Annotated in this window: 19 protein-coding genes and 1 riboswitch; of the genes, 4 read left to right on the top strand and 15 right to left on the bottom strand. The window is 68.4% G+C overall.

Annotation, left to right across the window (positions count from 1 at the left end; genetic code table 11):
• Positions 1 to 61 precede the first annotated feature (61 nt).
• From hemL to hemE, 10 genes are all read right to left on the bottom strand, one after another.
• Positions 62 to 1,402: a glutamate-1-semialdehyde 2,1-aminomutase gene (gene hemL / locus J2S97_RS01710; RefSeq protein ID WP_307045962.1), complete on the bottom strand. Its 1,341-nt coding sequence runs from the start codon at positions 1,400 to 1,402 to the stop codon at positions 62 to 64.
• 13 nt (positions 1,403 to 1,415) lie between these two features.
• On the bottom strand, positions 1,416 to 2,558 hold the full coding sequence (locus J2S97_RS01705) for an LLM class flavin-dependent oxidoreductase (RefSeq protein WP_307045960.1): 1,143 nt from the start codon (positions 2,556 to 2,558) through the stop codon (positions 1,416 to 1,418).
• On the bottom strand, positions 2,558 to 3,538 hold the full coding sequence (gene hemB / locus J2S97_RS01700; protein ID WP_307045958.1) for a porphobilinogen synthase: 981 nt from the start codon (positions 3,536 to 3,538) through the stop codon (positions 2,558 to 2,560). The genes J2S97_RS01705 and hemB overlap by 1 nt, the downstream gene beginning before the upstream one ends.
• Positions 3,535 to 4,461: a uroporphyrinogen-III synthase gene (locus J2S97_RS01695; RefSeq protein ID WP_307045956.1), complete on the bottom strand. Its 927-nt coding sequence runs from the start codon at positions 4,459 to 4,461 to the stop codon at positions 3,535 to 3,537. Before J2S97_RS01695 ends, hemB begins: the two co-directional genes overlap by 4 nt.
• An 18-nt stretch (positions 4,462 to 4,479) precedes the next feature.
• Entirely contained in the window at positions 4,480 to 5,478 is a 999-nt protein-coding gene (gene hemC, locus J2S97_RS01690) for a hydroxymethylbilane synthase (protein ID WP_307045954.1), read from the bottom strand.
• Entirely contained in the window at positions 5,475 to 6,746 is a 1,272-nt protein-coding gene (locus J2S97_RS01685) for a ferrochelatase (RefSeq protein ID WP_307045953.1), read from the bottom strand. Before J2S97_RS01685 ends, hemC begins: the two co-directional genes overlap by 4 nt.
• Positions 6,743 to 7,444, bottom strand: coding sequence for a hydrogen peroxide-dependent heme synthase (gene hemQ / locus J2S97_RS01680; protein ID WP_307045950.1), 702 nt, complete (start codon positions 7,442 to 7,444; stop codon positions 6,743 to 6,745). The genes J2S97_RS01685 and hemQ overlap by 4 nt, the downstream gene beginning before the upstream one ends.
• Before the next feature lie 128 nt (positions 7,445 to 7,572).
• Positions 7,573 to 8,493 (bottom strand): hypothetical protein, encoded by a 921-nt coding sequence (locus J2S97_RS01675; protein ID WP_307045948.1) that lies wholly within the window; start codon positions 8,491 to 8,493, stop codon positions 7,573 to 7,575.
• A 72-nt stretch (positions 8,494 to 8,565) separates the two neighbouring features.
• Positions 8,566 to 10,104 (bottom strand): protoporphyrinogen/coproporphyrinogen oxidase, encoded by a 1,539-nt coding sequence (locus tag J2S97_RS01670; protein ID WP_307045946.1) that lies wholly within the window; start codon positions 10,102 to 10,104, stop codon positions 8,566 to 8,568.
• 4 nt (positions 10,105 to 10,108) lie between these two features.
• The gene (gene hemE, locus J2S97_RS01665; protein ID WP_307045944.1) at positions 10,109 to 11,230 is read right to left on the bottom strand and encodes a uroporphyrinogen decarboxylase; all 1,122 of its coding nucleotides are present in this window, start codon (positions 11,228 to 11,230) and stop codon (positions 10,109 to 10,111) included.
• Between the two features lie 158 nt (positions 11,231 to 11,388).
• Between hemE and J2S97_RS01660 the strand changes: the two genes are divergently transcribed.
• Entirely contained in the window at positions 11,389 to 12,729 is a 1,341-nt protein-coding gene (locus J2S97_RS01660; protein WP_307045942.1) for a glutamyl-tRNA reductase, read from the top strand.
• An 18-nt stretch (positions 12,730 to 12,747) separates the two neighbouring features.
• On the opposite strand, the gene moeB is transcribed toward J2S97_RS01660, so the two are convergent.
• Complete coding sequence (gene moeB, locus J2S97_RS01655) at positions 12,748 to 13,947, bottom strand: molybdopterin-synthase adenylyltransferase MoeB (RefSeq protein ID WP_307045941.1); 1,200 nt, start codon at positions 13,945 to 13,947, stop codon at positions 12,748 to 12,750.
• A 66-nt stretch (positions 13,948 to 14,013) separates the two neighbouring features.
• On the opposite strand from moeB, the gene J2S97_RS01650 reads away from it, so the two are divergent.
• From J2S97_RS01650 to J2S97_RS01640, 3 genes are read left to right on the top strand one after another with little or no spacing between them, the layout of a single operon-like run.
• Positions 14,014 to 14,700, top strand: a complete 687-nt coding sequence (locus tag J2S97_RS01650; protein WP_251042776.1) for a TetR/AcrR family transcriptional regulator — start codon at positions 14,014 to 14,016, stop codon at positions 14,698 to 14,700.
• A 51-nt stretch (positions 14,701 to 14,751) separates the two neighbouring features.
• The gene (locus J2S97_RS01645) at positions 14,752 to 14,976 is read left to right on the top strand and encodes a DUF3107 domain-containing protein (RefSeq protein ID WP_307045940.1); all 225 of its coding nucleotides are present in this window, start codon (positions 14,752 to 14,754) and stop codon (positions 14,974 to 14,976) included.
• 49 nt (positions 14,977 to 15,025) lie between these two features.
• Positions 15,026 to 15,328 carry a hypothetical protein gene (locus tag J2S97_RS01640; RefSeq protein WP_307045938.1) on the top strand — a complete coding sequence of 101 codons (303 nt, stop codon included), beginning with the start codon at positions 15,026 to 15,028 and terminating at the stop codon, positions 15,326 to 15,328.
• Between the two features lie 44 nt (positions 15,329 to 15,372).
• Here the strand turns inward: J2S97_RS01640 and J2S97_RS01635 are convergent, their stop codons facing one another.
• The 4 genes from J2S97_RS01635 to J2S97_RS01620 form a co-directional block, all read right to left on the bottom strand.
• Entirely contained in the window at positions 15,373 to 16,038 is a 666-nt protein-coding gene (locus J2S97_RS01635) for a 4a-hydroxytetrahydrobiopterin dehydratase (RefSeq protein WP_307045937.1), read from the bottom strand.
• Between the two features lie 29 nt (positions 16,039 to 16,067).
• Positions 16,068 to 16,892 (bottom strand): thiazole synthase, encoded by an 825-nt coding sequence (locus J2S97_RS01630; RefSeq protein WP_307045935.1) that lies wholly within the window; start codon positions 16,890 to 16,892, stop codon positions 16,068 to 16,070.
• A 5-nt stretch (positions 16,893 to 16,897) separates the two neighbouring features.
• Positions 16,898 to 17,134, bottom strand: a complete 237-nt coding sequence (gene thiS, locus J2S97_RS01625; protein WP_104172186.1) for a sulfur carrier protein ThiS — start codon at positions 17,132 to 17,134, stop codon at positions 16,898 to 16,900.
• Positions 17,131 to 18,483, bottom strand: a complete 1,353-nt coding sequence (locus J2S97_RS01620) for an FAD-dependent oxidoreductase (protein ID WP_373460476.1) — start codon at positions 18,481 to 18,483, stop codon at positions 17,131 to 17,133. The genes thiS and J2S97_RS01620 overlap by 4 nt, the downstream gene beginning before the upstream one ends.
• A riboswitch (TPP riboswitch) is annotated at positions 18,470 to 18,589 on the bottom strand. (Overlaps the previous gene by 14 nt.)
• Position 18,590: the final 1 nt, after the last annotated feature.

Below are 18,590 nucleotides of genomic sequence, written 5' to 3'. Positions count from 1 at the left end.
ATTTCCCCTTCGCTTTTGGCGGGGATTCGTCCGGGAGGCGGGGATTTCTGTTAAAGGCCGTTTAGACGGCGGGCACGGCTGCCGATGCCGCAGCCCGGGCTGCGGCCGGGAGCGCGTCGAAGATCCGGTTCATGGCGGCGTCGTCGTGTGCCGCCGAAAGGAACCAGGCCTCAAAGACCGACGGCGGCAGGTAGACGCCGGAGTCCAGCATGGAGTGGAAGAACGGCGCGTAGCGGAACACTTCCTGGCCCTGGGCGTCCTCATAGTTGCGGACGCCGCGGGCCGAGGTGCCGAAGGCCACCGAGAACAGGTTCCCTGCCCGCTGGATGGAGTGGTCCACTCCGGCGGCGTCCAGCGCCGAGGACAGCGCAGCGGAGAGCTCCAGGGAGCGTGCGTCGATGAACGAGTACACCTCGGGAGTGGCGTGGGTCAGCGTGGCGACGCCGGCAGCCATGGCCACCGGGTTCCCGGACAGGGTACCTGCCTGGTAGACAGGGCCCAGCGGTGCCAAGTAGTCCATGATGTCGGCCCTGCCGCCGAGGGCCGCCGTCGGCATGCCCCCGCCGATCACTTTGCCGAACGTCAGCAGGTCCGGGCTCCACGGCTCGGCGGCATCTGCGGCGCCGCCGGTGAGGCCCCAGTAGCCCGAGTAGCCGGTACGGAAGCCCGTGAGGACTTCGTCCACGATCAGCAGGGCACCGTGTTCGCGGGTGATCCGCGAGAGACCGGCGTTGAAGCCTTCGCCGGGCGTGACCACACCCATGTTGGCCGGTGCCGCCTCCGTGATGACGGCGGCGATGTTGCTCCCGTGTGCGGCGAACGCGGCCTCCACGGCGGCGAGGTCGTTGTAGGGCAGCACCAGCGTCTCGGCGGCGGTGGCCGCGGTGACCCCGGCGGAACCGGGCAGTGCCAGGGTGGCCACGCCGGACCCGGCCGCGGCCAGGAGTCCGTCGAGGTGGCCGTGGTAGCAGCCGGCAAACTTGATGACCAGGTCGCGTCCGGTGAAGCCGCGGGCCAGCCGGATGGCGGTCATGGTGGCTTCGGTGCCCGTGGACACCATCCGGACGCGTTCGGCGGCAGGCACCCGTTCCTTGACGATCGCGGCCAGGTTTGCCTCGTCCGGCGTCGAAGCGCCGAAGGAGAGTCCGCGGTCCACTGCGGCGTGGACTGCTTCGAGGACGGCGGGATGGGCGTGGCCCAGCAGCGCGGGACCCCAGGAGCACACGAGATCCACGTATTCGGCGCCGTCGGCATCTGTCAGGTACGGGCCTTTGGCGGACACCATGAACCGCGGGGTCCCGCCCACGGATCCGAAGGCCCGGACGGGTGAGTTGACGCCGCCCGGCATGAGCTGGCGTGCACGGTCGAAGAGTTCCTCGTTACGAGGAGAGCTGGAAGTCATGGTTCTTATTCTTTCAGTTTGCGGGCGCGTGCCCGGACAGGAGCTCGGCCACCCGGGGTGCCACCACGGTGCCGAACAGTTCGATGCAGCGCATCATGGCGGCGTGCGGGAGCGTGCCGTTGCCGTATTTCAGGTCGAAGCGGTCAACACCCAGATTGCGTTTCAGCAGGACGATCTTCTGTGCCACGGTCTCGGGCGACCCCACATACAGCGCACCTTCCGGCCCGCACATGGCATCGAACTCCGCCCTGCTGGCCGGACCCCAGCCGCGCTCGGCTCCAATCCGGTTGCGCTGCGCCAGCCAGTGCGGGAAGAGCTCCTCGCGGGCGGCCTCGTCCGTGTCGGCGATGTGGCCCGGCGAATGGGTGGCGATCTGCTGCATCGGATGGCCGTACTTCGCCATCGCCTCGCGGTACAGGTTGACTAGGGGCGCAAAGGAGCGGGGCTGGCCGCCGATGATGGCGAAGATGATCGGGTAGCCGTACTCGGCGCACCGCAGCACGGATTCCGGCGTGCCGCCCACCCCGATCCAGGCCGGCAGCAGGTGGTGCTCCAGCGGCGGATAGACGCTGAGACCGCTGAGGGGCGGCCGGGTCCTGCCCTCCCAATGGACCGGGTTCTGGGTACGGACCTTGTCGAAGAGATCCAGTTTTTCCTCGAACAGGACCTCGTAGTCCGCCAGGTCCAAGCCGAACAGCGGGAAGGATTCAATGAAGGAGCCGCGCCCCAGCATGACTTCGGCCCGGCCGTCGGAGAGGGCATCGACGGTGGAGAAGCGCTGGAAGACGCGCACGGGGTCATCGGAGCTGAGCACGGTCACTGCGGAGCCGAGCCTGATGTGCTTGGTCCTGGCCGCCGCGGCGGCCAGGAACACCTCGGGCGCCGAGACGGCGAAGTCCCGCCGGTGGTGCTCCCCCACACCAAAGGCGTGGAGTCCGACGTCGTCCGCCAGTTCCGCCTGCTCCAGCAGCTGCCGCAGCACCTGCGCATGCGGCACCGGGTGCCCGTCGGGGTACACGCCCACGTCGCCGAAGGTGTTCAGGCCAAGCAGGATCTTCCCGGGCCCGATGGGCGCAGTCGGGCTGGCGTCCAGTGTGGTGGGGGCCGCCGCTGGGGCTGCGGAACCGTCGGTCTCCGGAGCAGGAGCGTCGCTCATCAGGACTCCTTCAGCCAGCCGGCCAGCTCGGACGCCCAGTAGGTCAGGACCATGTTGGCGCCGGCGCGCTTGATGCCCAGGACCGACTCGGTGATGGCGGCGCGGCGGTCGATCCAGCCGTTGGCGGCAGCCGCTTCGATCATGGAGTACTCCCCCGAGATCTGGTAGGCGGCAACGGGAACCGTACTCATCGCCGCGACGTCGGCGAGGATGTCGAGGTAGCTCATGGCGGGCTTGACCATGACCAGGTCCGCGCCTTCGGCCAGGTCCAGTTCCACCTCGAGGATGGCTTCGCGGCGGTTGGCGGCGTCCATCTGGTAGGTGCGGCGGTCGCCCTTGAGCTGGGAATCCACGGCTTCCCGGAACGGGCCGTAGAACGCCGATGCGTATTTGGCGGCGTAGGCCACCACGGCCGTGTTCGTGTGCCCGGCGCCTTCCAGCGCCTGCCGGATCACGCCGATCTGGCCGTCCATCATGCCGGACGGTCCAAGCATGTGCGCGCCCGCGTCCGCCTGCGCCACGGCCATAGCGGCGTAGATTTCCAGCGTCGCGTCGTTGTCCACATAGCCGTCGGCGTCGAGGACGCCGCAGTGGCCGTGGTCGGTGAATTCGTCCAGGCAAACGTCGCTCATGACCACGAGTTCATCGCCCACCTCGGCACGGACGTCGCGGATGGCCTTGTTGAGCACGCCATCCGGGTCCAGGGACGCGGTGCCGCGCGCATCGCGCTCGGCCGGAATGCCGAAGAGCATGATGCCGCCGACGCCCAGCTCCACGGCCTCGGCCGCTGCCCGCTTGAGGGAATCGGTGGTGTGCTGCACCACGCCGGGCATGGAGGCAATCGGGTTGGGTTCCGTGAGCCCCTCGCGGATGAAGGCGGGGAGGATCAGCTCCGGAGCCGCCAGCCGGTGTTCAGCCGTCATCCGGCGCATGGCCGGGGTGGTGCGAAGCCGGCGGGGGCGGTGGGTCGGGAAGCTCATGTTCTATCCTTCGCGTGGTTCTCGGAGGCGGGCGTGGGTGATGCGGAATGTCCTGGAACCAGCGCCTCGATGAGGGCGGATACCAGGCCGGACGTGGTGGGTTGCTCGGCGACGGCGGCAACCGGCAGTCCCAGCCGCTCCGCCTCCGCGGCCGTGGAACGCCCGATCGCCACGAACCGGCAGTCGCCCAGCGGCCAGAGGCCGGCGTGGATGCGGCGGGCAGCGCTGGGTGAAGCGGCGACGACGGCGTGGAGCCGCCCGGCGGCAAGCTCGGCTTTGGCGTCGGACGCGGTGAGGACCGCCGAGCGGGGCTGCCGGCCCGCACCGCCGTCGGGGGTGAAGCTGCGGGCCGGATCCGCCGGATAGTCCACGGTGTGGTACGCGGTAACGGCCTGGACACTTGCCCCCAGGGACTCCAGCCCTTCGGCCAGCCTGCCGTCCGCGATGTCCGCCTGCGGCAGGAACACGCTGCCTTGGCCCTGCGGCCAGATGTCGAGGAGGCCTCCGCCGGACTGGAGCCGGGCCGGGGCCAGGTCAACAGTGATTCCCCGTGACTCGAGTTCACGGCGGGTGGCAGGCCCGATGGTGGCGACCTGGACAGTTCCGGGCAGCCACTGGCTCAGGGTAGCGCCCCGTTCCCCTGCAAGTTCTTCCAGCGCCTGGACGGTGGTGACGCTGCTAATGACGAGCCAGCTGTACGCGCCTGCGCCCAGGGCGTCAAACGCGACTTCCAACGAATGCAGGTCCCGGGCACGTTCGAAGTCGATGAGCGGAAGCAGGAGCGGTTCGGCGCCGGTTTCCCGCAGGGCAGCGACAAGGGACGCGGCCCGCTCCGGGCTCCGCGTGACGAGGACGCGGGCGCCCTCGAGCACCCGCAGGCCTGGCTGGCCCTCCGTGTGGCGGGCGCTGCGCCGTCCCATCATGTGCCGGGGTCCGCCGGTTCAGGACGCGGCCAGGTCCGCGATGTCGGCGGCTCCGGCCGCCAGCAGCACCTCGGCCAGCTCAATGCCCAGAAGCGTGGCACCCACCTCGGTGAGGCCGTCCGTGGCCCGCTTGTCACGGATCGAGGCTTTACCGTCAACGGCGCAGACCACGGCCTCCAGGTAGAGCATGCTTCCCTTGCGGAAGGCGTAGGCTCCCACGGGGGCGGCGCAGCCGGCCTCGAGCCGCGCCAGCAGGGCGCGCTCTGCTGTTACCGCCAGGCGCGTATCCGTATCGTCCAGGGCCGCGAGGGCCTGGGCCAGCGGCCCCTGGGAGCCCTCGGTGGATCCGGGCTTCCGGGGTGCGTCTGCGGTGCGGCACTCGATGGCGAGCGAACCCTGGCCGGCGGCGGGAAGCATGACGTCAGTTTCGAGGTATTCGCTGATGGCGTCCAGCCGGCTGATGCGTTCCAGGCCGGCTGCCGCCAGAACGACGGCGTCGAGGTCGCAGGATTTACCTGCCACCACTGCGTCGGTGGCGTTGCCGGGCAGGCCGGGGACGCGGCCCAGGCGGGTGTCCACGTTGCCGCGGATATCCACGATGTCCAGGTCCGGGCGGGCAGCCCGAAGCTGCGCCGCGCGGCGGGGTGAGCCGGTTCCCACCCGGGCGCCCTGCGGGAGGTCTGCCAGCTTTAATCCGTCGCGCGCGCAGAGCACGTCCCGGACATCAACGCGCTTCGGCGTCGCAGCCAGGGTCAGTCCGGGAGCGGCCCCGGTGGGCAGGTCCTTCAGCGAGTGCACGGCGACGTCGCACTGGTCACGCAGGAGGGCATCGCGCAGCGCCGCTACGAACACGCCTGTGCCGCCCATCTGAGACAGCGAGCCTGTCAGGACGTCGCCGTCGGTCCTGATGTGGACCAGTTCCACGGGGAAACCGCCAATGGCGGCCAGTTGGTCAGCTGTCTGTTGGGTCTGGGTGAGCGCCAGCTTGCTGGCACGCGTTCCGATGCGGACGGTCACGGTGCTTCCTGTCCGGCCGCCGGCGTGGCCGGGCCGGCCTGCGATTCCGAGGGGTACCCGTCGTGGCCGGTGCCCACGGTGGTGTCGGCTCCCGCGATGGTGGGCTTCTCGCCCCGGAAGTTGGAGCAGCAGCCGGGACGGCAGACGTCGTACCAGGGGCCCAGATCGGTCATGTGGGGCCGGCCGGAGATGTTGTTCGCTGCGGTGCGTTCACAGATCAGGTCCACAATGCCGCCCACGAACTTGGTGTGCGTGCCGGGCGTCGGGACCCGGGTTGCGGCGAGGCCGAGGTTCCGGCAGGTCTCCAACGCTTCGGTGTCCAGGTCCCAGACAACCTCCATGTGGTCGCTGACGAAGCCCAGGGGAACGATCACAATTCCCTTGACGCCCTGGCCGGCGAGTTCCTCGATGGCGTCGTTGATGTCCGGTTCGAGCCACGGCACGTGCGGGGCACCGGAGCGGGACTGATAGACGAGCGACCACGGCGCGGTCAGGCCGGATTCCTCGCCGACCCGGCGGATGACCTCGGCGCCGGTTGCCAGGTGCTGGGCAACATAGGCCGAATCTTCAGCGAACTGGCGAGGCTCACCCTCCGAGCGTCCGGCGGCTTCGGCGTCACGGGTGGGAATGGAGTGTGTGGCGAACAGGATGTGGACCGGCGCGTCCGGCGTGCCGGCTGCGGCAAGCTGGGCGCGGACGCCGGCAAGCCCTGCGGCGGTCCCTTCCACGAAGGGCTCCACGAATCCCGGGTGGTCGAAGTACTGGCGGACCTTGTCCACTTCCAGCTTCCCGTCCAAGCCGGTTTCGGTCAGTGCCATGCCGATGTCTTCGCGGTACTGGCGGCAGCTGGAGTAGCAGGAGTAGGCGCTCGTGGTGACCATCAGCACTTTGCGGTGGCCGGCGTCGTACACGTCCTGGAGGGTCTGCGGGATAAACGGGTCCCAGTTGCGGTTGCCCCAGAACACGGGTAGGTCGATGCCGCGGGCTGAGAGTTCAGCTTCGATTCCTGCTTTGAGGTCGCGGTTCTGTTGGTTGATGGGGCTGATGCCGCCGTTGGCGCGGTAGTGGTGCGAGACCTCTTCGAGCCGCTCGTCCGGAATTCCGCGTCCGCGGGTCACGTTGCGGAGGAACGGGATGACGTCGTCCTGGCCTTCGGGGCCGCCGAAAGAGGCGAGGAGGACGGCGTCGTACTCCTTCGGCGCCATCCGGCCGGCTTCGGTGACGGGATTGACGGACGTGACCGACGCCTGGGATTCAAGCGTACTCATGCAAGGACCTCGGAGATCTCGGCAGCGGTGACCCGGCGGCCGGTGTAGAACGGAATTTCCTCACGGACGTGGTGGCGGGCCTCGGTGGCGCGCAGGTGGCGCATCAGGTCCACGAGGTCTACCAGCTCGGGGGCCTCCAGGCCCAGGATCCACTCCCAGTCGCCCAGGGCGAACGAGGACACCGTGTTCGAGATGACCTGCGGGAACTCCCGGCCCAGCATGCCGTGGTCGCGAAGCATGGCGCCGCGCTCGGCGTCCGGCAGAAGGTACCACTCGTAGGAGCGGACGAAGGGGTAGACGCAGAGCCATTCTGCGGGTTCCACGCCGCGGGAGAAAGCGGGCGTGTGGTTTTTCGCGAATTCCGCTTCGCGGTGCACACCCATGGCTGACCAGACGATCTCCGTGCCGGCAAAGAGCTTGCTGCGGCGGATGTCGCGGACCGCCTGCTGCAGGGCCTCCGGCTTGGGACCGTGGAGCCACACCATGATGTCCGCATCCGCACGCATGGCCGAGACGTCGTAGCTTCCCCGGAGGACCACCCCGGCCCCTGCCAGGCGGGCCGTCAGCTCGTCAAACTCCTCGGCAGCATCGGCGCCGCGGAGGATGTCGGCGGAGCGCTTGAACACGGTCCAGAGGGTGAAGAACTGCTCGGCTGATTCTTCGGTTTTAGTGACAGATTCGGCAGAAGTGTGGCTCATAGCTACCAGTCTGCCCCTTCATTGCAGCTAAGTCGAAACCGAGTACTTCTACAACGCGTAGAAGTGCTTAATTTCACATTACGACCGAATCCACGCAACGCCTGCCCGGTGCTCGGCGGGCAACAGCCTCAGATTCGCCGCATCCGGACGTAGGCGATCCCCGCGGCGCAGGCCAGTGCCACGAGCCCGCCGCCCCACCAGACCTGTGGCGACATGTCGCCCATCGGCGAGACGCTCACGGCAGAGCGCATGACCGGCGCGCTCGACACCCCGTAGCCGGGGCCGGACAGCGGGATGAGGCCTCCCGACGTCAGGGTCGCCATGTTGGCAGGACCGAACATGTTGGTGGTCTTCCAGGCGGACCCCGGAGCCGCCGATGCGGGGCCGGGGGCCCGGCTGCCGGCCGGCAACTGTGACGCGCCGCCCGTCACCGGGGCGTCGGCGGCAGTTCCGGGAGCAATTGTTCCTGTTCCGGGGGCGGCCGGGGCAGCAGTTCCGGGAAGCGCTGGAGAAGGGGCCGTGGGCGTGCCGGCAGGAGCCGCTCCGGTGGCGGGCGTGCCCGGCGTCTGCGTGGGACCGGTGGACGGAGCTGCCGCACCGCCAGTGGGGGACGGTGCGGGAGTCTCCGACGGCGGCAACGTGCCTTCGGACGGCGACGGCGCAGGTGACGTCGGGGTGGTGGGTGACGGTGACGGCCATGCCGGCTCGGTCGTCGGAGAGGGGGACGGGGTGGGCTGCGTGCGGTATCCGGGCCGCGTCGGCTTGCCGGTGCCGGGTGCGGGCGAGCCGGAAGGCTCAGGCTTCGGTCCCAGGACCACCGACGCCACGGCGTCCAGCAAGGGAACACCCGCCTCCAGGGACGTGGTCGTGGCGGCTTCTGCGCCGTCTGTTGTGGTGTCCGGAGCCGGAACGAGGGACACAGCGTTGGATGCAGGAACACCTGCGGATAGGACTAGTACCGCTCCGAGCGCCGCTGCTGCCGTGCCGCGCCGAAGACCCCCATGGAAACCAGTCAGCGTTCGAGTTTCTTCGGACTTCTGATTGACCATAGTCATCGACCCTAGCCAGAAATGCGCGTCATTAGAAACTTGCGAAGAAGCCCTGCACGCGGTACTCGCGGGCTATCGGATGAGGTCCGCCAGCTGCCTTTTCGTGTCGGCCACGACGGCGGCCAGGCCGTTTCCCGCCAGCCAGCCGCCCACCATCACCAGGTTTCCTTCGGCGGCGCAGACCCGGCGGACGTCAGCCACCCGCTGGCGGTGCCCCACGGCGGCGAACGGAAGCGCCCCGCCCCAGCTGACGACGTCCCAGTCGAGCACGTCATTCGACGTGACAGGTACGGTCAGGAGGGCCGACGCATCCCGTAAGGCCGCGTCAAGAAGCCCCTGGTCACCGGCATCTGCTCCGGTGCCGCCCGGCAGTCCGGAATCGGCCCCGCCCGCGCGCGGCTTACCGGCCCGGGTGTCCCCGCCGCGGCCGTACGACAGCCGGACAACATGGGTGCCAGGCCCCGCAGCAGCCGCCAGCCAGTCCCATTTGGCGGTGGCGTGGGTCAGTGCCTTGGCCTGGATACCGGGGGTCTGCGGAGCCACCAGGATGCCCGTGCCGCGCGGCCTGCGGTCCAGTTCGGGAAGGTCCACAACAAGTGTCACAAGCTTTACATCCGGACCGGCACCCGGCCGGTGCGCGGCCAAATCCGGCACGGCCTCCTGCACCAGCCCGACCGCGGACGGGCCGTCAAGAGCCACCACCAGCAGGCTGGCGTCATATGTCCGCTCCCCCGCCGAGACCCGCCACCCGTTGGCTGTCCTGGCCACCACGTCGGCCCGTGTGCTGCTTAGCAGCCTCACGCCGCACCGTCGCAGTTCGGCCACGAGGGCGGTGATCAGCGTGTGCATGCCACCCCGGAGGCCGGCGACGGCGGACCCCGCCTTCGCAGGCGGCGCTGCGGGTGCAGCTGCCGGCTGGCTGGTAGCGGCCGCGTTATCCTGCCCGGTGACGTCATCCTGCCGGGATGCACTGCCCCGCCGCTGCGCGGCCACAGCCGCGGCGAGGGAGCCGTGGGTCCGGATTCCGGCGCGGAGCCCGGGCGCCACCATGTCCACGTCGAGCAGCGCAGGATCGGCGGAATGCACGCCTCCCACCACCGGTGCCACGAGGCGTTCCAGGACACGGCGGCCCATCCGTGCGCGGACCAGGTCGGAAACACTGGTGACTGCTGCACGGGTCCCCGCAGACGCGGGCAGGAGCCTGTCCAGGGACGCACGGAGGGAACCCGCGAGCCCAAGGGTCCTGCGCACTTCGGGGTCCCACGGGTTGGCGGGTATGCCCAGGACACCGGTCTTGGGGAGTTCCCGGGCGCCTTCAGGGAGCTGCACCCACGCTCCGCCCGGGTGGGGCGCCACAATGTTGCCGGCGAGGCCGAGTTCGGCCGCCAGGTCCGCGACGGCGCTTGAGCGGGTTGCGAAGGACTCCGCCCCGCTGTCCAGTGTCAGGCCGCCCACCATGTGGCTGCCCACGCAGCCGCCCCAGCTGTCGCCTGCCTCCAGGACTGTGACGTCCCGGCCGGCCTTGGCAAGCTCCAGCGCCGCGAGCAGCCCGGAGATGCCGCCGCCCACCACCACGGCCGCTTCAGCGGACGCCGGCGTGGCTGCGCTCACCGTATTACTCCGGGGAAATCGAGTGAATGAGCTCGACGACGCGCGTCAGCACGTCGGGGTCGGTTTCCGGCGGCACGCCGTGGCCAAGGTTCAGGACGTGGCCGGGCGCAGCGGACCCTGCCCTGATGACCTCCCGGACGTGGGCTTCAAGAACGGCCCATGGGGCGGACAGCAGCGCGGGGTCGATGTTGCCCTGCAGTGGGACGGTGCCGCCCAGCCGGCGGTTGGCTTCCTCCAGGGGAAGCCGGTAGTCAACACCCACCACATCAACGCCCACGTCGCGCATTGCCACCAGGAGCTCAGAGGTGCCGGTACCGAAGTGGATCAGCGGCGCGCCCAGGTGGCGGACGTGGTCCAGGGCACGGGCTGAGGCGGGGGCCACGAAGCGTTCGTAATCGGCCAGCCCCAGCGAGCCCGCCCAGGAATCGAACAGCTGTCCTGCGGAGGCGCCGGCTTCGAGCTGGGCCTGCAGGAACATGCCGGATGCGTCTGCGGCCCAGTTCGCCAGGGCGGTCCAGGTTTCGGGGTCGGCGTGCATCATGGTGCGGGGGCCGAGGTGGTCCCGGGAGGGCTTGCCTTCAACCATGTACGCGGCCAGGGTGAACGGCGCTCCGGCGAAACCGATCAGGGGTGTCTTGCCAAGCTGGGCCACGGTGAGCCGGACGGCTTCCCGGATGGGCTCCAGCGCTTCCCAGGTCAGCTGCGGCAGCGCCGCGACATCCTCGGCGGTGCGGACGGGCTTGTCCAGGACCGGGCCCACGCCCGGAACGATGTCAACACCCACGCCGGCGAGCTTCAGCGGAATGACGATGTCCGAGAAGAAGATGGCGGCGTCAACGTCATGACGGCGAACGGGCTGCAGCGTGATCTCGGAGGCCAGTTCTGGACGCAGGCACGAGTCCAGCATCGCCACACCTTCGCGCACCTTCAGGTACTCGGGCAGGGAGCGGCCGGCCTGGCGCATGAACCAGACGGGACGGCGGGACGGCTTGCCGCCGCGGTAGGCCGTGATGAGCGGCGAATCAGCCGTGCGGCCGTCCATCAGCGGGTGCCCTGGGTCCAGGGTGGCAGCGGAGAACGGGGCGGTGGATACCGTGCCGTCAGAGGTTGCAGCGCTTGAAGTCATGACTCCGATTGTCCCTAAATTCGCCCGCAAAAGATAACGACAGCCTGTCACCCCGAGCCCGCACCAACCCTCCGTGGCGGGAATCACAGGCTGCCGTGCTCTTCCCCACGGCTCATAGTTGTTCTACACCGCGACGAAAAAGCTATGATTGTGATGCTGTGGTTCTTTTCTCATTGGTGGCTACACACGCCGACATCGACCTCGAGACCGTTGCTCAACTGAGCACCGGCTCTTCTGAGCTGGCTACATCCGCACTCTCCGGGTCGCCGGCAGTGACGGGTGCGGTGGTGCTTGCCACCTGCAACCGCTTCGAAATTTATGGTGAAGCGTCCCACGCGGACGACGTGGAAGCGGCACGGGCCGCGCTCGTCGCCCAGATCAGCGAACACAGCGGGCTCAGTGAACAGCTGGTCTCCCGGTCATTCAATACCCGCACCGGCGGCGAGGTCAGCCAGCACCTGTTCGCCGTGAGCTCGGGCCTTGACTCGGCCGTGGTGGGCGAACGCGAAATCGCCGGCCAGGTGCGCCGCGCCCTCATCACCGCCCAGCACGAAGGCACTGCCAGCTCAGGCCTCATCCGGCTCTTCCAGGCCGCCTCCAAGACTGCCAAGGATGTCGGTGCCCAGACAGCCCTCGGCTCACGCGGACTGTCCATTGTCTCGGTGGCCCTGGACCTCGCCACGGACCTTTCCGAAAACGCCGACTGGTCCACCAAGAAGGCCGTCGTCTTCGGGACCGGTGCCTACGCCGGTGCCACCATGTCACTGCTCCGCGAACGCGGCTGCAAGGACATCTCCGTCTTTTCCTCCTCCGGCCGCGCCGAAGGCTTCGTGGCCACCCGCGGCGGCAAGGCCCTCGACGCCGATTCACTCCCCGCCGCTGTGGCCGCAGCGGATGTCATGATCGGCTGCAGCGGCTCCGACACCCGTGTCGAAGCCGACGAGCTCGCCCGGGTCCGGGCGGACTCACCGCAAACGCTGATCGCCATCGACCTGGCGCTCACCCACGATTTCGATCCGGCTGTTGGCGAGCTCGACGGCGTCGAACTGCTCACCCTCGAATCCGTGCGGCTCGCCGCTCCCCAGGAGCAGGCGGAATCACTGGCCCAGGCCAGCGGCATCGTCACCGGCGCTGCAGCAGCCTTTGAGCAGGAGCGCGAAGCGCGGTCCGTGGACTCGGCGATCGTCGCCCTGCGCCGCCACACCATGAATGTCCTGGACGCCGAGATGGAGAAGGTCCGGGCCCGCCACGGCTGCACGGCCGCCGCCGAGGAGGTCGAGTTCGCGCTGCGCCGGATGGTCAAGCAGCTCCTGCATGTTCCCACCGTCCGGGCCCGTGAACTTGCCTCCAACGGCCAGCAGGAACAGTACATTGCAGCGCTTGAAGCGCTGTACGGCATCACCGTTGAGCAGCCCGCTGCCGCGCCGGTGGCAGAATGCCCGGTGGACCATGGCCAGCCAGGTTCGGCGTCCGCCGCCGCGCAGCGGGAAACCGCCTAACCCTCAACCGCCTAAGCCTCAGTAGACGGGCTTGCCCGGCTCCACTTCCCGCACCCAGGCGAGGATGCCGCCGTCGAGATGGCTGACCCGCTGGTAGCCCGCCTTGCGGGCCGCGGCCAGCACGGCTGCCGAGCGCGTGCCTGCCTTGCAGTGGAACACGATGTCCTTGTCCTGCGGCAGCTCGGCCCACGCCTCCCCCGCCAGGATCCGGCCCTGCGGAATGAGGACGGAGCCTTCTATGCTGACAATGTCGTGCTCCCCCGGCTCCCGCACGTCCACGAGGTCGAAGTCCTTCAGGCCGGCCTTCCGTGATGCCAGCATCGTGGCCAGTTGCGTGGACGTGACGGTGTTTTCCTTGGCTGTGGCAGCCTCCGCAACGATCCCGCAGAACGCCTCGTAGTCGGTGAGTTCAGTGATGCGCTCGGCTTCCGGGTCACGGGCCACCTTGATCTCGCGCCAGCTGCCGCCGAGGGCATCAAAGAGCGCCACACGGCCCAGCAGGGAACGCCCGACGCCGGTGATCAGCTTGACCGCCTCGGTCACCATGAGCGAGCCCACGGCAGCACACAGCATCCCGAACACGCCGCCTTCGCCGCACGAAGGCACCGAGCCGGCCGGCGGGGCCTCCGGGTAGAGGTCGCGGTACGTGGGGCCGTGCTGTTCCCAGAACACGCTGACCTGACCATCGAACCGGAAGATGGAGCCCCACACGTAGGGCTTTCCGAGGATGGCCGCGGCGTCGTTGACGAGGTAGCGGGTGGCGAAATTGTCCGCGCCGTCCAGGATGATGTCGTAGCCGGCGAACAGCTCCAGTGCGTTCGAGGCGTCGAGCCGGACATTGTGGAGCCGCACGTCCACCAGGGGGTTCAGCGCAGCAATGGAGTCCCGGGCCGACTCGATCTTGGACCGGCCCACGTCCGCCACCCCATGGATCACCTGGCGCTGCAGATTGCTGAGGTCAACGGCGTCGTCGTCGATGATTCCCAAGGTTCCCACGCCCGCGGCGGCGAGGTACAGGAGGGCGGGCGAGCCCAGGCCGCCGGCCCCGATGACCAGGACCTTGGCGTTCTTGAGCCGGCGTTGGCCCAGCGTGCCGATTTCGGGAATGATGAGGTGGCGGGAATACCGCTCGACCTCTTCTGCAGTCAGTGCATCGGCCGGTTCCACGAGCGGATCCAGGGTTGCAGGGACAGCAGTTGCGGTGAACATGGAAGCCATACTTCAATGTATGCCCGAAGATGCCGCCAGGTCATATTACCCGCGCGTAAAGTGTAGGTAACTGCAATGGAAAGAAGGCCAACAGTGGTTCATCAGGCACCGGTTGATCGGACACCGGCCGGGAAGGCAGCCGCGGGACAGACGCGGGCCGGCGGTGCGCGTTCGGCGAGGCTCCCGCGTGACGAACGCCGAGCCCAGCTGCTGGCGGCTGCCCAGGAAGTGTTTGTCGCCAACGGCTACCATGGCGCCGCCATGGACGAGATCGCGGAGACCGCCCACGTCAGCAAGCCGGTGCTGTACCAGCATTTCCCTTCCAAGCGCGAGCTCTACCTCGCCCTCCTGGACAGCCACCTGAGCTCACTGACAGACCTGATGCTGGGTGCCCTGAGCTCGACCACGGACAATGACGAGCGCGTCCAGGCCGTCATGCGGGCCTACTACCGCTTTATCGCCAGCGACGACCAGGCCCACCGCCTCGTGTTCGAGTCGGACCTCATCAACGATCCCGACGTCAGTTCACGACTGGAAACGTTCAACAAGACATTTGCCGACGCCGTGGCCCGCGTTATCGCCGAAGACACCAAGCTGCCTCCGCTGGAGGCCCAGCTTCTGGGGCGCGGACTCGCCGGCATGGCGCAGGTCAGTGCACGGTATTGGCTCGAAACGGACGGAAACCTGGACCTCGATGTGGCCAGTGACCTGATCTATCGTTTAGCTTGGCGCGGAATCTCGCGCTTCCCCAAGGAAACCTAGACTACAAATAGAGAACACCTTTAGAACTTTGATTGGCTGGGAGGCCTCGCTGTGGAAGTAAAGATCGGCATTCAGAACATCGGCCGCGAAATTGTGCTGGAATCGGCTCAGGATGCTGACGCTGTGGCAAAGCTCGTCGAAGAATCCATCACCAAGGGCGCCGAACTGCGCCTGGCTGACGAAAAGGGCCGTGTGGTCATCATCCCGGCCAACGTCCTGGGCTACGTTGAAATCGGGGCAGAGGAAGCCCGCCGCGTCGGTTTCGGCCAGCTCTAGGCTCCCGCTTCACATTGCCCCGCCCGCTCTGCAGCAAGGAGTTCACCGAATGCTTTCCCTGGTAATCGTGGCCCTGGTCACCGTGGCCGCAGGCTTTATTGTCTGGGCCAACGACCGGCGGCATGCGAAGTACGGCATCGCCCTGCCGGCGGGAGTGGCTACCGTCGTGGGCATGCTGAGCTGGATCATCTGCATAGCCGCAGGGCTTGGCTACCAGCCCGGCCTGACCTGGATTCCGTGGGTACTGCCCATGGTCCTGGGCACCGGGGCGGCACTCGCCGCCGCGGTGTTCCTGGGCCGGCGGCGCGCCCTGCATGACACCAGGCAGCTGACGGCGGCGCTGAGGCTCTAGAACCGGGCTCCCCACAGGGGCCTTCGGTGGGGAGGCTGCGCCGGCTACAGATCCGGCTCGTGGCCTTCCTCGGTGCAAAGGCAGAGCCGGTTTCCCTGCGCATCCGTGACCACCACCCAGTTGGGTGCGTGGTCATGGTTCATTAACGCCCCGGTCGCCGTGGTCTTCTCCAGCGCCGGGCCGGATTCCGCCTTGCTGCGGTGGATGTCGAGATGGAAGTGGTTCTCGCTGGGGGTGGGCGTTTCCTGGAACCAGAGGCCCGGTCCGCGGCCGTAAGGGTCGGCAAGGTCGCCGTACCTGCCTTTGCGGTAGCCAAGGGCAGTCCGCCAGACTTCGGAAATCTCGCCCGGGTTGGCAGTGTCGATCACGACCTCCACCGTCCGGTACAGCGCCGGTTCGGCTGACGCCCCGGCAGCGGCGGCCGCCTGGCTGACGGCTGCCGCGGCGGCAACGTCGCGCTGCGTCACCTCGGTGCCGGCGTCGTGCGACGTGTAGCGGATGAAGACCCTGTTGTACCGCCAGTCCAGGTCCGGGTGGTGGTTCTGTTCCTCGGCCAGGCGCCCGACGGCGGCAATCAGCTCGAGGGCACCGGCCGCCGTCGGCGTTTTATAGACAGTCACGAGGCCGCCCAGCCGGTACCTCCAGTCCGGAAGGTCCGCCAGCTCGGCGTCAATCCGCGGTCGGGTAAGAACGTCTTCCTTGCCGGTCACAGTGGGCTCCCTTGGATGGTCTCGGACTGTTAGAGGAACTCCGCCCGGCCCTCCATGGCCGACGACGCGAGAGCATGCTCGCGGCGCGGAATCCGGCCGGCCGCTTTCGCCAGCCTACCGGCGATTACTGCGTGTTTGAAGGCCTCCCCCATCATGGCCGGGTTCTGCGCCCGGGTCACTGCCGTGGCCAGCAGGACGGCGTCGCAGCCCAGTTCCATGGCGAGCGCAGCATCAGACGCGGTGCCGATGCCGGCGTCCAGCACCACGGGAACGGACGCCCGGGAAACAATGAGTTCGATGTTGTGCGGGTTCAGGATGCCCAGGCCGGTACCGATCGGTGAGCCGAGCGGCATCACAGCGGTGGCTCCGAGGTTCTCAAGCCTCAGTGCCAGCACCGGGTCGTCATTGGTGTAGGCGAACACCTTGAACCCGCGGTTCACCAGCTGTTCGGTGGCATCCACGAGCTCCACGGCGTCCGGCAGGAGTGTGTGTTCGTCGGCAATCACCTCAAGCTTGACCCAGTCCGTTTCCAGCGCCTCCCGCGCCAGTTCCGCCGTCATGACCGCGTCCCTGGCAGTGAAGCACCCGGCGGTGTTGGGCAGGACCCGGATGTTGTGGTCCACCAGGAGCTGGAACAGCGAGCCTGATTCGGCCGGCGAGTAGCGGCGCATGGCGACGGTGGTCAGTTCGGTGCCCGAAGCGATCAGTGCCGCCCCCAGTCCGTCCAGGCTGGGCGCACCGCCGGTGCCCATGATCAGGCGCGATCCCAGCGTGACGCCGTCCACAATGAAGGGGTCCGCCGCCTGCTGTGCCTGTGCCGCCCCGGCCACACCGGCAACCGTAGTTCCTGCCATGATGCTCAACCTCCCTGTACCGCTGTAACGAGTTCGACGTCGTCGCCCTCGGCGAGCGCCGTGACGTACCACTGGCTGCGCGGCACTACTTCGGAGTTTCTCGCTACCGCGACTCCCAGTTTTTGGCCGTCGGCGGCCTGCCCGTTGGGGGCGAGGTTCCTGCCGGTGACTTGGCTGATGAGCGTGGTGACGGACGCGCCGTCGTCGACCGCGTGGACCGTGCCGTTCAGTTTGATGTTCATGCTGTTTCCTTGTTCGGGTCAATTGTGACAATGTGCACCGGCGTGGCCGTTGGTGCCGGAAAGCTGAAGAACCGGTCGGGCCGGAAAGGCGCCCAGCGCGGGTCGGCGACGCCGTCCATCAGCTGCCTGCAGATGGCTGCAGCCGCCGGCGTCAGCAGGACGCCATGACGGAAGAATCCGGTGGCAATGATCAGCCCCTCAACGTCGCCGCCGGTGCGGGCGTCCGCGACCCGCCCCAGCAGCGGCGCGTTATCCGGCGTTCCCGGACGTGCCCTTGCCGTTGCTTCCAGGAGTTCCAGTTCGGCGACGGCCGGCACCAGAACCTGCGCGTCGCGGAGCAGCTGGTAGACGCCACCGGCCGACACAGCGGAACCAGACGAGACGGCGGAACCGGCGGCCCCGGCATGTGCCGCCGGTCCTGTGCCGGTGCCTTCAAAGTCGGCAGCGGAGAGGGCGTCTTCCCGCTGCGTCGCCCCGATCACGACTGTTCCGTCCTGCCTGGGAACGATATAGACGGGGACTCCGTGGACCATGCCGCGGACAGTGGATGTCACCAGGGGCTGCAGGTAGGCGGGCACTCGGAGGCGCAGGATGTCGCCATAGACCGGGCGGAGCGGCAGCTTCAGGCCGGAAGGCAGCCCGGCCAGCGACGCAGCCCCCAGCCCGTTGGCGATGATGGTCTCCCCAGCGTGCACGGTGCCTCCCCCGGCCAGGCTGACGCCGCTGACCCGCTCGTCTTCCCAGAGCAGGCCCGCGGCACGCTCACGGACGGCGGAACCTGCCAGGGACTCCGCGATCAGCGCAAGGAGCCTGCGGGGATCCACCTGGTGGTCCGCCGGAATGTCGAAGGCGCAGGAGATCCCCGGGCTCAGCAGCGGCTCTCGGTCCCGTGCTTCCCTGACTGTCAGCGGTTCCACCGTGAGGCCGCTGGCCTGCTGGGCGCCCCGCAGGTCCGCGAGGGCCCTGCGGTCGGCAGCGTCGGCACCCACGGCGAGGGTCGACGTCGTGAGGTACCCGGTGCCGGCTGCTGCGGCGCCGGGGTCCCGCGACGCAAGCCGCGCACCGAGCCCGGCGGCGAAGGCGGGCCACAGCTCCGATGAATGGAGCATGAGTTCCAGGAGCTGTTCCTCCTGGTAGTGGAGTTCGCTCACTGGAGCCAGCATGCCGGCGGCGGCCCAGCTCGCTCCCGTTCCCGGTGCGTCGTCGATGAGCACCACGGACCTGCCCGACTGCCGGGCCTCCCAGGCGATGCCGTGGCCGACGACCCCTCCGCCGATCACGGCGACGTCGGCGCTGATTTTCCGAATGGGCGCGGTGGGGCCTGCTGCAGGTTGCGGGTTCATTGTCATCCTTCCCTACGCCGGTACTAACCGGATCAGGTCAAGCGGTCGGCTCTGACGCCCTCTCAGCCCTGCAGCTTTGTGACAGCTGCTGCGGGCTCCCGCGGTACCACCCC

It is taken from the genome of Arthrobacter oryzae, assembly GCF_030812315.1.
Lineage (GTDB): Bacteria > Actinomycetota > Actinomycetes > Actinomycetales > Micrococcaceae > Arthrobacter > Arthrobacter oryzae_B.
Note: the sequence above shows the minus strand (reverse complement) of the source record. Positions and strands in the feature narration are given on the sequence as shown.

Excerpts from the sequence above, each read along its gene's own strand:
- J2S97_RS01685 (WP_307045953.1), bottom strand. The coding sequence starts at position 6,746 with ATGAGTACGCTTGAATCCCAGGCGTCGGTCACGTCCGTCAATCCCGTC.
- hemE (WP_307045944.1), bottom strand. The coding sequence starts at position 11,230 with ATGACTTCAAGCGCTGCAACCTCTGACGGCACGGTATCCACCGCCCCG.
- thiS (WP_104172186.1), bottom strand. The coding sequence starts at position 17,134 with ATGAACATCAAACTGAACGGCACGGTCCACGCGGTCGACGACGGCGCG.
- J2S97_RS01630 (WP_307045935.1), bottom strand. The coding sequence starts at position 16,892 with ATGGCAGGAACTACGGTTGCCGGTGTGGCCGGGGCGGCACAGGCACAG.
- moeB (WP_307045941.1), bottom strand. The coding sequence starts at position 13,947 with ATGGCTTCCATGTTCACCGCAACTGCTGTCCCTGCAACCCTGGATCCG.
- J2S97_RS01640 (WP_307045938.1), top strand. The coding sequence starts at position 15,026 with ATGCTTTCCCTGGTAATCGTGGCCCTGGTCACCGTGGCCGCAGGCTTT.
- hemB (WP_307045958.1), bottom strand. The coding sequence starts at position 3,538 with ATGAGCTTCCCGACCCACCGCCCCCGCCGGCTTCGCACCACCCCGGCC.
- J2S97_RS01675 (WP_307045948.1), bottom strand. The coding sequence starts at position 8,493 with ATGGTCAATCAGAAGTCCGAAGAAACTCGAACGCTGACTGGTTTCCAT.
- J2S97_RS01705 (WP_307045960.1), bottom strand. The coding sequence starts at position 2,558 with ATGAGCGACGCTCCTGCTCCGGAGACCGACGGTTCCGCAGCCCCAGCG.
- hemL (WP_307045962.1), bottom strand. The coding sequence starts at position 1,402 with ATGACTTCCAGCTCTCCTCGTAACGAGGAACTCTTCGACCGTGCACGC.
- J2S97_RS01620 (WP_373460476.1), bottom strand. The coding sequence starts at position 18,483 with ATGACAATGAACCCGCAACCTGCAGCAGGCCCCACCGCGCCCATTCGG.
- J2S97_RS01695 (WP_307045956.1), bottom strand. The coding sequence starts at position 4,461 with ATGATGGGACGGCGCAGCGCCCGCCACACGGAGGGCCAGCCAGGCCTG.
- J2S97_RS01650 (WP_251042776.1), top strand. The coding sequence starts at position 14,014 with ATGGAAAGAAGGCCAACAGTGGTTCATCAGGCACCGGTTGATCGGACA.
- hemQ (WP_307045950.1), bottom strand. The coding sequence starts at position 7,444 with ATGAGCCACACTTCTGCCGAATCTGTCACTAAAACCGAAGAATCAGCC.